Source organism: Paenibacillus sp. SORGH_AS_0306 (assembly GCF_030819345.1).
In the GTDB taxonomy this organism is placed as follows: domain Bacteria; phylum Bacillota; class Bacilli; order Paenibacillales; family Paenibacillaceae; genus Saccharibacillus; species Saccharibacillus kyungheensis.
Genome location: NZ_JAUTBP010000001.1, coordinates 157904 through 171761, shown reverse-complemented (window position 1 = coordinate 171761; position 13858 = coordinate 157904). Strand labels below are relative to the sequence as shown.

At 38.3% G+C, this 13858-nt stretch carries 13 protein-coding genes; 2 read left to right on the top strand and 11 right to left on the bottom strand.

Features of this window, described 5'->3' with window-relative positions; all coding sequences use genetic code 11:
- The first annotated feature begins 22 nt into the window (after window positions 1-22).
- The gene (locus QE450_RS00745; protein WP_273614949.1) at window positions 23-1213 is read left to right on the top strand and encodes an MFS transporter; all 1191 of its coding nucleotides are present in this window, start codon (window positions 23-25) and stop codon (window positions 1211-1213) included.
- 71 nt (window positions 1214-1284) lie between these two features.
- On the opposite strand, the gene QE450_RS00740 is transcribed toward QE450_RS00745, so the two are convergent.
- The 6 genes from QE450_RS00740 to QE450_RS00715 form a co-directional block, all read right to left on the bottom strand.
- Entirely contained in the window at window positions 1285-1815 is a 531-nt protein-coding gene (locus tag QE450_RS00740; RefSeq protein ID WP_307295905.1) for a hypothetical protein, read from the bottom strand.
- Window positions 1816-1840: 25 nt separating this feature from the next.
- Window positions 1841-2365 carry a GrpB family protein gene (locus QE450_RS00735; protein ID WP_307295903.1) on the bottom strand — a complete coding sequence of 175 codons (525 nt, stop codon included), beginning with the start codon at window positions 2363-2365 and terminating at the stop codon, window positions 1841-1843.
- 150 nt (window positions 2366-2515) lie between these two features.
- Window positions 2516-4030 carry an efflux RND transporter periplasmic adaptor subunit gene (locus QE450_RS00730; RefSeq protein ID WP_273614946.1) on the bottom strand — a complete coding sequence of 505 codons (1515 nt, stop codon included), beginning with the start codon at window positions 4028-4030 and terminating at the stop codon, window positions 2516-2518.
- Between the two features lie 69 nt (window positions 4031-4099).
- Window positions 4100-5617, bottom strand: a complete 1518-nt coding sequence (locus QE450_RS00725; protein ID WP_273614945.1) for a DHA2 family efflux MFS transporter permease subunit — start codon at window positions 5615-5617, stop codon at window positions 4100-4102.
- 12 nt (window positions 5618-5629) lie between these two features.
- Window positions 5630-6283, bottom strand: a complete 654-nt coding sequence (locus QE450_RS00720; protein WP_273614944.1) for an HlyD family secretion protein — start codon at window positions 6281-6283, stop codon at window positions 5630-5632.
- A 160-nt stretch (window positions 6284-6443) separates the two neighbouring features.
- The gene (locus QE450_RS00715; protein WP_273614943.1) at window positions 6444-7061 is read right to left on the bottom strand and encodes a TetR/AcrR family transcriptional regulator; all 618 of its coding nucleotides are present in this window, start codon (window positions 7059-7061) and stop codon (window positions 6444-6446) included.
- Between the two features lie 459 nt (window positions 7062-7520).
- Here QE450_RS00715 and QE450_RS00710 point away from each other — a divergent pair, with 459 nt between their 5' ends.
- Window positions 7521-9242: a cellulase family glycosylhydrolase gene (locus tag QE450_RS00710; protein ID WP_273614942.1), complete on the top strand. Its 1722-nt coding sequence runs from the start codon at window positions 7521-7523 to the stop codon at window positions 9240-9242.
- Window positions 9243-9325: 83 nt separating this feature from the next.
- On the opposite strand, the gene QE450_RS00705 is transcribed toward QE450_RS00710, so the two are convergent.
- The 5 genes from QE450_RS00705 to QE450_RS00685 all read right to left on the bottom strand — a co-directional run bounded on the left by QE450_RS00705 (window position 9326) and on the right by QE450_RS00685 (window position 13841).
- Complete coding sequence (locus QE450_RS00705; RefSeq protein ID WP_307295894.1) at window positions 9326-9694, bottom strand: MAGE domain-containing protein; 369 nt, start codon at window positions 9692-9694, stop codon at window positions 9326-9328.
- 223 nt (window positions 9695-9917) lie between these two features.
- A complete protein-coding gene (locus QE450_RS00700; protein WP_301261872.1) occupies window positions 9918-10475 on the bottom strand; it encodes a GNAT family N-acetyltransferase in 558 nt (185 codons plus the stop codon).
- 57 nt (window positions 10476-10532) lie between these two features.
- Complete coding sequence (locus QE450_RS00695) at window positions 10533-11192, bottom strand: M48 family metallopeptidase (protein ID WP_273614939.1); 660 nt, start codon at window positions 11190-11192, stop codon at window positions 10533-10535.
- Window positions 11193-11380: 188 nt separating this feature from the next.
- A complete protein-coding gene (locus tag QE450_RS00690; RefSeq protein WP_273614938.1) occupies window positions 11381-12277 on the bottom strand; it encodes an SDR family oxidoreductase in 897 nt (298 codons plus the stop codon).
- A gap of 193 nt (window positions 12278-12470) precedes the next feature.
- Window positions 12471-13841, bottom strand: coding sequence for an amino acid permease (locus tag QE450_RS00685; protein WP_273614937.1), 1371 nt, complete (start codon window positions 13839-13841; stop codon window positions 12471-12473).
- Window positions 13842-13858 lie beyond the last annotated feature (17 nt).

Sequence of the window (13858 nt, the reverse complement as noted above, 5' to 3'; positions counted from 1 at the left end):
AGAATAGATGGAGGATTTATTCATGTTGTTATTACTTCGTAACAGAGGCGCTATATTACTTCTGATGATTAATATTTTTCTTATTTTTACAGGTGTAGGGTTAGTTATTCCTATTATGCCTACCTATATGAATGAACTTCATATTAACGGTAGTATGGTTGGATTACTGGTTGCTGCCTTTTCACTTAGTCAGTTAATCTGTTCCCCGATTGCTGGACGATTATCTGATACATGGGGACGTAAAAAAATGATCGTCTCCGGGATGATTATTTTCGCAGTGTCTGAATGGCTATTCGGGATTGCAAATGATCCTACACTATTGTTCGCTGCTCGTATGTTAGGCGGTATCGGTGCAGCCTTTATTATGCCTGCTGTAATGGCTTATACCGCTGATATCACATCAGATGAAGAACGTGGTAAAGGGATGGGTTATATTAATGCCGCAATCACGACTGGATTTATTATAGGGCCGGGAATTGGTGGCTATATTGCTGAATTTGGTATTCGTGTTCCTTTCTATGCAGCAGGAATCGCCGCGGCTATAGCAGCTATTATTACATTGTTAGTGTTGCCTGAATCACTAACAGCCGAGAAACGTAAAGCGACAATCGCTGAAGCCTCTCTAACCAAGCAACCCAATATGTTTTTACAGTTGATTCATTCGTATCGTGAATCGTATTTTCTTAGTCTGGTGATTGTATTTGTGATGTCTTTCGGCTTAGCCAATTATGAGACCGTATTCGGATTGTTTGTCGATCACAAGTTCGGATTTACACCGAAAGATATTGCCTTTATTATCACCTTCGGTTCGATTGCTGGTGCTGTTGTACAGGTCAGTGCATTTGGCTGGATCGTGAATACATTTGGTGAGAAAAAAGTGATCTCATGGTGTCTTGTGTTCGCATCAGTATTTGTACTGTTAACGTTATTCGTCAATCAATACTGGATGATATTAGTGGTTACTTTTATCGTGTTCTTATCGATCGATATTTTGCGGCCTGCCATCAGTACACAATTATCCAAAATTGCTCACAATCAGCAAGGTTATGTCGCTGGTCTAAACTCTGCTTATAGCAGTCTAGGTAATATTGCAGGTCCGATTGTAGCCGGATTATTATTCGATATTAATATCGGTTTCCCTTATATGGCGGCAGCGATAGTATTATTCTTATGTTTTATACTATCCCGTAATACCAAGAAGCTTGATGTATAAATAACATATTCAGCATCACCAAAAAGAGTATCTATTCAGCATCTAGCTGTAGATACTCTTTTTTGCTTTTGTTATCGCCAATCCTCTGCTCTAAAGCAATACCGATCATCTTGCGGCGGATCAATCATTCGATAAGCTAATGGTGCTAAAAAAGGTTCTAATTGTTCTGCGGCAACTACGCTGGTTGCTGTTACTTCTACCGGATGTTCTAGATTCGTGATACTGAGCTTCATACGATCAGGATACATCCATATAAAAGCTTTTACTCCTACAATCATCACATGTTTGGGATGTTCTATTTGTGGATATTTCCAATTTGCTGTAGTAGATGTAGAGGAATCCGATGCTAATACAATCGGTATATCTAACTGTTCAAACACTTCATGTAGTTCTTGTTCTGACTGAATCCGAATCGCAATTAAAAGAGAATCGCCATCTCCTACATGCCCTCCATAAGCTCGACAATATCGAAAATATTTCAATCGCTTAGACCATTCTAATAATGTATCCAATGAATGACGTTCAAAAAAATAACGTTCCCATAATTGTTGCTCTGATAAAGGTTTATGAAGTGGTTGTTTGTTCTTTTTTCTACCCCACATTAGTGTCTCCTCCTGCTATGAAAGATTAGGTTACATTTGCTTTGGCTAAAATATTTTCTACAAAATCAGTCTTGAGTAATGTATATTGTTCCCGATCTTCTGTCTGCTTAATAAGCTGTTGCTTCAGTTGTCCGTAAGCGATGACTTCCTCAGGATGTTGACGAAGATAATTGCGAAAAGTAAGGTGTCTATGTAATTCTTGATTATCTTGAGCACATACATACACATGCTGTTTCATCCAGACTCGCTGATCTGAATTCCAGGGCACATAATCATCTATTCGTCCAAAAGCTTCTCTTCCCTCGACATCCAGGTCTCCTCGATAGTTGTAACCGAGAGTATGTAATGCTGTAATAACACTGGATAATTGCTGTCTACTAGGGATAATGATATCGATATCTAGAATCGGCTTAGCACTTTGTCCTACCACTGAAGTACTCCCTACATGTTCAATACCTATACATTGTCCTGTCAGTTGCTTTGCTAAAATACGTTTAATCTGTTCAAATTGTTCTGCCCACTCTGGCTGGTACGTTTGTATATCTATCATAGCGCGCCTCCTTTATTTGAAGTTAATCATGTAGACTTTATGTATTCATTATCTATTACCTATAAAAAATAGCGCTTCAAACAGAATACTACCTGCTTAAAGCGCTATTGTACTACTTTCTTAAGATCCATGTACAACTCTGTACTCTACTTATTGAGATACTGTAATTGGACTTTTATCGTCTAACAAAGCAAGATTATTGGTTACGATAGTATCTCCATCGTTAATACCACTGTTGATAAATACTTGTGATCCGGTTGCTTTGCCTAAAGTAACCTGTTTACGGATCGCTACATTTTTTTGTACAACATAGACGTACGATTTACCGTCGATCGTTTGGATTGCTTTGGAAGGAACAATAATTCCTTCTTTGGCACTAGCATCTACAAAGCTAATATCTGCTAACATTCCTGATTTGAGCTTATTGTCTGCATTAGAGACGGCAACTTTCACCGGATACCCTTTACCACTCTCATCCATCGGGCTAATATTTTTCACTTTGCCTGTTTTAAGAATATTGGATGAAGTGACTCGCACCTGTACAGGATCACCGATTTTAACATTGTTGATTTGATCTGCTGGAACATAGATCAATGTATTGACTGTACTTAGATTAGCAATAACAAGTGCTGGTGAAGATGTAGATGCCATCTCACCGACTTCTGCATTTTTAGTACCGATAATACCGTTAATTGGAGAAGTAACCACTGCATCATCTAAAGCATCTTGAGCAATATTTACATTCAGTTCAGCTTGTTTTTGCTTTTGCTGACTGGCTTCAATACCTGATGTACTTTGAGATACTTCCAGTTGTTTCTGTGCATTGCTATAACCGCTGTTAGCATTCTCATAACTGCTGGTTGCATTTTCATAAGCACTTTGAGCTGTACTCAAATTTTTCTTTGCAATAACCAATGCTTTTTGTGCTGCATTTAATTGTTCTTGCGCATTAACCTGTGCATTTTTAGCATTATCATTTGCTGTTTGTGCTGTCGCTTGAGCGGTCTGTGCTTGTTCCAATTGCGCTTGTGTTGCTAGACCATTTTGAAATAATGATTGTGTACGTGTTAATGTTTTTTGCGCAGCAGACAATGTTTCTGTCGTTTGCTTAATATTATTAGCCGCACTAGAAACGGCTGTTTTGGCTTGTTCTACCGCTGTTGTCGCTTGATTAATCGATCCGTTCGCCTGGTTGATCGAACCTGTTGCTTGATCGATTGCACTTTTAGAAGAAATAATCCCATTTTTAGAACTTACCACTCCAGAATTCGCAGACACCATACCGGATTGTTGTGAATCCTGAGCGGTTTTGACTGCTGCTCCTGCCGCTGCTACATCTGCTTGTGCTTTTGCCAAATTGTTGCGAAGATCATTGTCTTCGAGTTTGAGAAGCACTTGTCCTTTTTTCACTTCTGTTCCGATATCTACAGGTAATGATACAACTTTACCGCCCATTTTTGGCACAATATTAACCGTTTCTGAAGGGGTTACTGTACCTGTATAGATTTCACCTTTGCCGATCAATCCTTTTTGTGCCTGACTGACTTTGACAGTCACATTCATTGCCTGTGTTGTTGCCGCTGCACTATTGGAAGAACAGCCGGATAACACAACCGTTCCAACCAGCAACGCTGCTAATGGTAATTCCCACTTTGTTCTTTTCATTCGTGTTCCCTTTCTTTCTATCTATATTGGATGAAAAGCTTTCCTATCTGAAAGCATATCGATATACGATTATTCTTTGATCACTTTGACACCTTTACGTCGACTAATAAACAAGAAAATAAATGGAATCGAACAGAATAGCGGAATAGAAGATACTAAGAACGTATCGGCGATTCCTCTGGAATAAGCATCAAGTGTAATCAATCCTGAAGTAATACTTGCCCATGAGCTTCCCAGTGTGGCTTGAAGCGTTTGTGCTCCATCCAGTGTGATCGATTCTGATATTTGTTGTGAATGTAGTGCTGTACGACTTTGCATTAAGAATGTCAGAATAGCAATCGCCATTGACCCTGCTATCGTACGTACTAGATTCGATGCTGTAGAAGCTTTACCGACTTTTTCCGGTGCCACAGCGTTCATCCCTACTGTAGATAATGGCATCATACAGATTCCGATTCCCATACCGCGGAACATCAATACGACTTGTAGCCATAGATGTGAAGTATCTGGAGTCAGTGTGTGTAGATGATAGGTCATAATGCTCGTTAACGTTAAGCCGAATAACGCAATCGGTACAATCCCGATTTTATCAAATAATTTACCAGCAATCGGCATCATTACCGCCATCGCAATCGCCTGTGGCAACAAGATAATACCGGTGTGTACAGGAGAGACCGATTGAATATTTTGCAAAAATAATGGAGATAAAAATGTTCCTCCGTATAGCCCCATCATAACAAAACTCGAAGTAATAACACTGATCGTAAATTTATAATTTTTAAATAAAGAAATATCGATAACTGGGTTGTCTTTGCCACTTTCGACAAAAATCAAAAATACCAGTGACCAGAAAGCTACAAAAAATAATCCGACAATTTTGAAAGAACTCCAACCATCGCTTGAACCACTGGATAGTGCATATAATAATGTTCCTGCACAGGTAGCCGCTAATAAAAAGCCTGCTAAGTCAAATTTGACGATAGCGCCTTTTGGTGGTTCTTTGATTAACACAATAACCATCAAGATCGCGAACAGTGCAACAGGGATACAGACGATAAACAAAAACCGCCAGTTAAACCATTCGATCAAGTATCCACTGAGTGTTGGCCCGATAGCAGGGGCAGCCATTGCTGCTACACCCCAGATCCCAAGAGCCATCCCAATTTGTTCACGAGGCATAATTTTATATACAATCGTCATACTAAGCGGCATAATTACACCGCCACCTAATCCTGCCAAAATACGTGCAGCGATTAAAGACGAGTCACTCCAAGCAAAAATACAAAATGCTGTTCCCAGTGTAAATACACTCAGTGCAGCGATCAAAAATTTCTTATAACCAATACGCTGCTCCATAAATCCCGTAATCGGAACGATTATTCCTGATGCGAGAGTATAGCCGGTAATCACCCATTGAATTCGTGACGTTGTTGATCCCAAATCGGTGGTCAACTGCGGAATCGCTACATTGATTAGACTGTTATTCAAAATAGCGACAAAGGCTCCTAATATAATCGCTATAAAAGCAAGCCAGCGTTCTCTAGGCGAATCTGCGGGAGGAGCGGCGGCAACGACTGTGTCAGCCACATAAACCTCTCCTTACGATGTATGAATTTTCACAACCACATTTGTTCCAGGAATCAATTTGAGGTCTTTAGGTACATTGAGCGCAATTTCAACAGGAATACGCTGTGTGACTTTGTTAAAGTTACCACTTGTATTGGTAGCTGCAATAGTAGCAAAAACCGAGTTAGACGCTTCACCAATTTTGCGGATTTTACCTTGAATTGTGTAATCTCCATCTGCATCTAACGATACATCGACCACTTGACCTGCTTTGACGCGATTGATATCTGTTTCTTCGATATTCGTAGAGACATATAGATCATTCATATCTGCTACAATCGCTACAGGAGAACTTGGTGTACCGATCTCATGTTCTTTGGAATACACTTTTAAGACTGTTCCATCTATCGGTGAACGTAGAACAGACTTGCTAATCATACTTGAATCTAGACCGGATACATCTTGTTCAGCAATCGGTTCGTTGCGTTTTAATACATCGCCTTCTTCAACATCAATATGATTAAGCTCTGCTGTAATCTGTGGCATCACTTTATATTGTGTTGCTGAAATGCGGGCATCTTCTGTTTTGACAAAATGAGTACCTTGATACCAGTAATAATAACCTAACGTGCCACCGCTAATGACTAGTAACACGATGAGAATTGACAATACGATCTTCCTTCTCACTTACTCCACCCCTGTAGTTCAACTTTTTTTATTGTTACAACAAGCACTGTTTAACATACCTGTTATGAACGTCAATATGGCTATAATCATGTGTCCAGTATGCAAACACACAAAGACAAGGAATTAGATGATGTTTATCTCCAAAAGTCACCCAAATTCCTTATACATTTCTACTTAATCCTCGCTTCAACAAATCCAATTCCAACTCGTAATGTTCAATAATGTCGTCTATCGGAACTTCTCTCGCAAAAAAACGAATAAAATTCTGAATCGTGATCGCTACAATAATTTTAGTCAAATGAAGAACTTCTTTCTCATCAGCTACATTCAGACGACTACGATTGATCGAGCGGATAAATTCATCGGTACGTTCTTTTGCCTCTGGATTATTCACATTCAGTGCTAAGCGATGCTCTACTTTGTAACTCATATTCAAAAAGATATTTTGAGCAAAATAGCGATATTCATGATGTTGAAATCGTTCTAACATCATTTTGAAAAATTCATTAAAAGCTATAAAAATATCCCCATCATTTTCTTTGAGAAGCAACAGCACTTTCTCACGATTATGCTTGTTATACTCTTCTAAAATATAAAAGAAAATATCAGCTTTATCGTCAAAATACTGATAAAAACTTCCTCTAGGAATACAAGCTTCTTTGATAATGTTCGAAATCGAAGCATCTGCCAGAGAGGCTCGCGAAAATTCTTTGAAAGCCGCATCGATTAACCCTTTGCGTTTTTCCTTAGGCAAATTAAAAAAAGTCTGAGTAGGCATGGATTCACTCCAAATTAAGCATTTTGTATCATATACTGTTATTTCAAGTGTAAAAAATTACATAGACAATTATAATGTGACACAGTGTCACATGTCAATAGTCTGGTGCTCCATATCTTCATATTTCTTTCCTTATCTTTATATTTACATTATATACAGGATAATATTTGTATTTTTCGGCTTTATTTTTATCTCTAAAATAGGTAAAATCACTAATTTTTGTATGAATTTATTACCAATTTTTATGGTATTTACTTTGGATAATCAGTGCTATATTACATTTTAGAAAACGCTTTCATTACTTATTTAGCAGGAGGTGGTCACGCTTACAATATTCTCATATATATGTAACCTGTTAGTGCAACGACTGTTTGTCAAAGGAAACACATGTTGTTTTCAAGATGTACAGCTCATTACGTTTACAGATTGTCCATAACTTTCACAAAGGAGACTTTATTAATGAAACGTAAATCCAAATCATATCTTTCATTGACTGTGATTGCGGCTCTACTACTTTCTTTATTTTCCTCTTCAATGGCTTCAGCAGCTTCAGATGAAGAACGTTCCCTTTCTACCGCAGCCGCAACAGGGATTCAATCTTATGTTAGTGCAATGCAACCGGGTTGGAACCTGGGGAATTCACTTGATGCGACAGGTGCAGATGAGACTTCATGGGGCAATCCTCGTGTGACCAAAGAATTGATTCAACAAATTGCTAATCAAGGATACAAAAGTATTCGTATTCCTGTAACCTGGGATCAACATACAGGCAGTGCTCCTAACTATACGATTGATGCCGCTTATATGAATCGTGTACAAGAAGTGGTCAATTGGGCGCTGGATGCTAATCTGTATGTAATGATCAATATCCATCATGATTCATGGTTATGGACAAGCTATATGGGTCAAAATCATGATCCTGTACTGGCTCGTTATAATGCAGTCTGGACACAGATCGCAGATCGCTTCAAAGGATCTTCGAGTAAGCTGATGTTCGAAAGTATTAATGAACCTCGCTTTACCGAAGGTGGAACTACAGATCCGGCAACAGCTTACAAATTGCTAGATGAACTGAATACGTCTTTTCACAAAATTGTAAGAGCATCCGGTGGTAACAATGCTACCCGTGCTATCGTTCTTCCTACATTAGCAACTTCTTCTACACAAGCAGATTTGGATGCTCTATCTCAGACGATTGCCAAATTAAACGATCCTAATATTATTGCTACGGTTCACTACTATGGCTTCTGGCCGTTCAGTGTGAATATTGCAGGCTATACCAAATTTGAAGCCGATACGCAAAAAGATATCACAGATACATTTGACCGTGTCTACAATTCATTTGTAGCTAAAGGGATTCCAGTCGTCATCGGTGAATTTGGATTATTGGGATTTGATAAAAATACAGGCGTAATCGAACAAGGTGAAAAGCTGAAATTTTTCGAATTCTTTTCTAACTATGTACGTCAAAAAAATATGACTACGATGTTATGGGACAACGGTCAGCACTTTAGCCGTACTACCTACAAATGGTCTGATCCTGAATTATACAATGTGATGAAAGCAGGCTGGACAGGACGTTCTTCCAACGCAGAAACAGACCTATTGTATTTCAAAAAAGGAGCAACGATTCAGGACAAAACAGTCAAATTGAATCTGAATGGCAATACATTTAGTTCTCTTTCTAACGGTAGTACAACGCTGGTCAAAGGAACAGATTATACGATCAGTGGAGATACACTTGTTATCAAATCCAGTCTATTAACGAAATTGCTTTCTTCTGGTAAATTAGGTGTGAATGCTACACTAACAGCTAAATTTAGCAAAGGAGCCAACTGGAACTTTAATGTAATCTCGTATAATACACCTACATTAAGTGCTACAACAGGCACAACCAGTTCATTCGCTATTCCGACTACCTTTAATGGTAACCAATTAGCAACAATGGAAGCGACGTATACCAATGGTGGTAATGCAGGTCCGCAAAACTGGACTCCTTTCAAAGAATTTGCTACTGCATTTAGCCCGGATTACAGTGCAAATGTTATCAAATTAACACCAGACTTTTTCAAAGAAACAAACGATGGTGAAGTATTGCTCAAATTCCATTTCTGGAATGGCGATATCTTGAATTACAAAATCACGAAGAGTGGATCAAGCGTAGTTGGTAAAACATCTTAATTGAGCTACCATTTTAGAATAAGATCCATATCCAATAAAAAAGACAAGCTACGGAGCTTATGCCCGTCAGCTTGTCTTTTGATTTACAATAATGGTTGGAGATGTAATTCACTTATGTCTTTCCAATGACCATCTATGTGCTTCCCAAAATTAGCAAAAAAATGTGTATGATAACCTTCTAGTTGCCAGATAATACGACCTGATACTACAATCTCATCATTGCATTTCAAATGATAATATACCGTCTGATGTTCATCTTTCCAATGATCGGTTACTGTTTCGACATGATATCCTCTACGAAACATATCTGCTAATAATTCCTCAGAGTTATGTTCTTTCAAAATATCGATATCTACCCCTACCAAGTGATGTAGTTGCTTCAATACTTTGTAAATGCACTCTTGAAATTGATTAGAAACCTGATCAATGTAAGTTTCCATCAGCTTGTCCAAATTAAACATCTCCCAAACGTCATATTAGTATCCACGCTTCATTATATACTAATTTTATCCATTTTAGATGTTTAATTGAAATTAATAAAGTTATTTTATAAGTTATTAGTTATATCTGTTTCATAATTTAAGTTATTGTTATTTTCAATTAAAATTTACCCGATCAGATCGCTCCAAAATAGAATATATTCTATATGATTATCATTGATAAAGTATTTTCTTATCAATCAGAATGCGTTTGCAAATCGTCTTCGATAATAGCAAATGTAATATGATCTTGCCATACTCCATTGATTTTTACATTTTTACGAGCAGTGCCTTCTTGAGTGAATCCTGATTTCAATAATACTTTGGTCGAACCGATATTGTGTGGCATAACTCCTGCTTCGATACGATGTAATTTTAGTTCCTCAAAAGCATACTTCACTACTGCTTGCACAGCTTCACTCATATATCCTTTACCATTGTAGTCCTGATCCAAAAAGTATCCGATCCAACCACTTTGCAAATTACCACGCACCACTTCAGACAAAATCACTTCACCAATCACTGTCTCTGTATTTTTTAGAAAAATAAGAAAACAATAACCGGTATCTTGTTCGCTAGACTCCAAAAAACGATGTACTCGTTCTGCTTGACCTTCGTATGTATAGAATAATTCATGACGTATGCCAGCAAATGCTTTGAAAAATTCTCTATTTTTCACTTCTAAAGCGAGTAAAGATTCTGCATGTGCTTTAGTAAGTGGCTTTATTGTTAATCGCTCCGAATATATACTCATATGTAAGCTCCTTTAGTTGGGAATATACTTGTTATATTATCCTTTAGTACCTGATTATTACAATGTCATATGACGTCCATGTCGTGCAAGATACTCTTCTTTTTGTTTGTAATCAGGCATAATACTACCTAACCGTCTCCAAAATGAACGATCATGATTCATATGCAGAAGATGACATAATTCATGTACAATCACATAATCGATCACTTCTACAGGAGCCATAGCGAGACGATAATTAAACGTGATTTTTTTGCTCGAATGACAACTACCCCATTTGGTTGTAGACTCTTCGATTTCAATACTTTTTGGCTTCACACGTAATTGTTTCTGGTAGCCTTCGATCCGTTCTAATACGATTTTTTTACAACTGGTAAAGTAAAACTTTTTGAGTCTGTGACGTAATTCTTCTTCGTTCGCATCGCCTACTTCAATAAGCTCATGTAGAAAATACTTTTTACCTAAATACAAAAACTGTCCTTGCTCTTCATATTCTTTTGCTTGAGGAACAGCATTTGCTCTAGCTTGATCTAGCTTACTGGTATTATCCAACAGCCATTGCTTATTGCGCTCCATTACACGTAAAATGTCTGCTTCAGGTGTTCCATTCGGTGCTTTGACCGTAATTAAGCCTATCGTCTCCAACTGAATAGCGATCTTGGTACGCTTGCTATATTGCACATTAAATTCGATTGTTCGCTCATCAAATTGTATTTTCATAACATTCTCTTTTCTATAACATAGGATATACGCTTATGCTCTCGAATCATTTTTATAGCGCATATACATCTATATTGTTTTATTTACTATATTATCATTTTAGATGAAGAAACCAAAAAGAGAGGCGTTATGCCCCTCCTTTTATTAATATCATTATTGTATTTAGAAATAAAGCCAATACGATCAAGTTATGGACTAACCATACCACCGTTAGCATTGATCGTCTCGCCACTTACATAGCTAGACTCTTGGCTTGCTAAAAATACATAAGCTGGAGCCATTTCTACTGGCTGTCCTGCACGTCCGAGTGGTGTATTGGAACCGAATTCTTTCAATGCTTCTGTAGGTTGTCCACCTGCTACTTGTAGAGGTGTCCATACTGGACCCGGTGCTACAACGTTAACACGGATACCTTTTTCACCAACTTGTTGTGCCAGTGCTTTACTGAACACGTTGATTGAACCTTTAGTTGTTGCATAATCGAGCAACCCTGGTGAAGGTGAGTACGCTTGGATAGATGATGTATTAATAATTGAACTACCTGGTTTCATATGCTTGATAGCTGCTTTGCATAACCAGAATAGAGAGTATACATTTGTTTTGAATGTTGCATCAAATTGTTCTGTAGTTAAATCAGCAATCGATTCAACAAACTGCTGTTTACCTGCTACGTTAGCTAGAATATCGATTCCACCTAATTTAGCTACAGAGTCTTCGATCAATTGTTCGCAGTACTTCTCATCTTTCAAATCGCCAGGCATCGCATAAGCTTTTTGACCTGCTTCTTCGATCAATTTTACTACTTCTTGAGCATCGGCTTCTTCTTCAGGTAAGTAAGAAATTACAACGTCTGCACCTTCACGAGCAAAAGCAATTGCTGCTGCGCGTCCGATACCACTATCTGCTCCTGTTACAAGTGCTTTGCGTCCTGTTAAGCGACCTGTTCCGCGATAACTGGTTTCTCCTGAATCGGGACGTGGAGTCATCTCTGTTTGCAAACCGGGTTCTGGTTGTTTTTGTTGCCAGTCTTCGTTTGCCTTAGGATATTGAGTTGTCGGATCTTGCTTTAGATATTGGTCAGCCATGATTGAATTTCCTCCTCGTAGATGATGTTTATAGTCGTCGTTCTGGAAATTAATGAGCTCTTTTTCTATGTAACCGTCATGGCTTGTCTTCAAACAAAAAGCATATCCTTTTTTTCTAAACATGTCAGAAAAAAGAATATGCTTCGTATTATGGTATCTTTGTAGGCATTATAGTATGAAATGTAATATCTAATTAATCTATCCGCTGATCCGATTTCTTCCCAATTCGAAATACATAATAACTAACAATGACAATCGCAATAAATACAATTCCGACGATTAATGAGTTATGTGTATCCGGATTGAACCACATGCCGATCAGCACCAGTGACAAAAAGATAATCACGATATAATTACTAACTGGAAAAAATAAAGATTTAAATGGATGTTCATGAATATCATTTTTCCATTTTTTGCGAAACTTAAATTGGCTAAATGCCATCGCTAACCATGGAACCATCCCTGGTAATATACTGGCACTGTAAATGTACAAAAATAATTTGGAATCTGGAAACAAGTAATTGAACAGCACGCCTACCAATAGTAAAGCAATTGTCGTCATAATACTGTTACGTGGTACACCACTTTTTGAAATTCTAGCGAAAAACGGTGGTGCTTGTTTGTTTTGCGCCAGTGTATATAGCATTCGTCCTGCACTATAAATACCACTATTACAACCAGACATCGCTGCTGTTAAAACAACAAAATTAATAATACCTGCCGCCGCTACAATCCCTACTTTGGCAAATGTTAAAACAAAGGGGCTTCCTGTCGTACCGACTTCATTCCATGGATAGATCGTCACGATCACAAAGATTGCACCTACATAAAAAATCAATATCCGCCAAACGATATTTTTGATCGATTTTTTCAAAGTCACTTTTGGATTTTCAGCTTCTCCTGCGGTAATCCCGATCATCTCGATGCCCTGATATGCCGCAGTCACAATACATAATGCAAATAAGAATCCTTTTAACCCACCTGCAAAAAATCCGCCATGGACATACAGATTAGATAAGCCGATAGGCACTCCACCATTACCAAGTCCAAAAAAGATCATACCTGTGCCGATCACCAGCATCGCACTAATCGCGATCACTTTAATCATCGCAAACCAGAATTCAAATTCTCCATAAAACTTAACCGCCGCTAGATTCGCTGCCGCTATAATACCGACACCGGCTAACGCTGGAATCCACTGTGGAATCTCCGGGAACCAGTACCCTACATAAATACCTATAGCAGTAACTTCCGCCATCCCCACCGTTACCCATAAAAACCAGTAACTCCATGCCGTTAAGAATCCAGCCAACGGACTAATATACTTATGGGCAAATGTAGCAAATGAACCTGTGACCGGTTCAACGATTAACATTTCGCCCATCATTCGCATCACAAATAACATAATTACACCTGCTACCAAATACGCCAACAGCACAGAAGGCCCTGCCCATTGAATCGTACTGGCTGATCCCATAAATAGACCGACACCTATCGTTCCTCCGAGTGCAATCAGCTCAATATGGCGTGTTTTGAGACCTCTAGTTAATTGTTTCGTTTCCAAACAAAACGCTCCCTTTC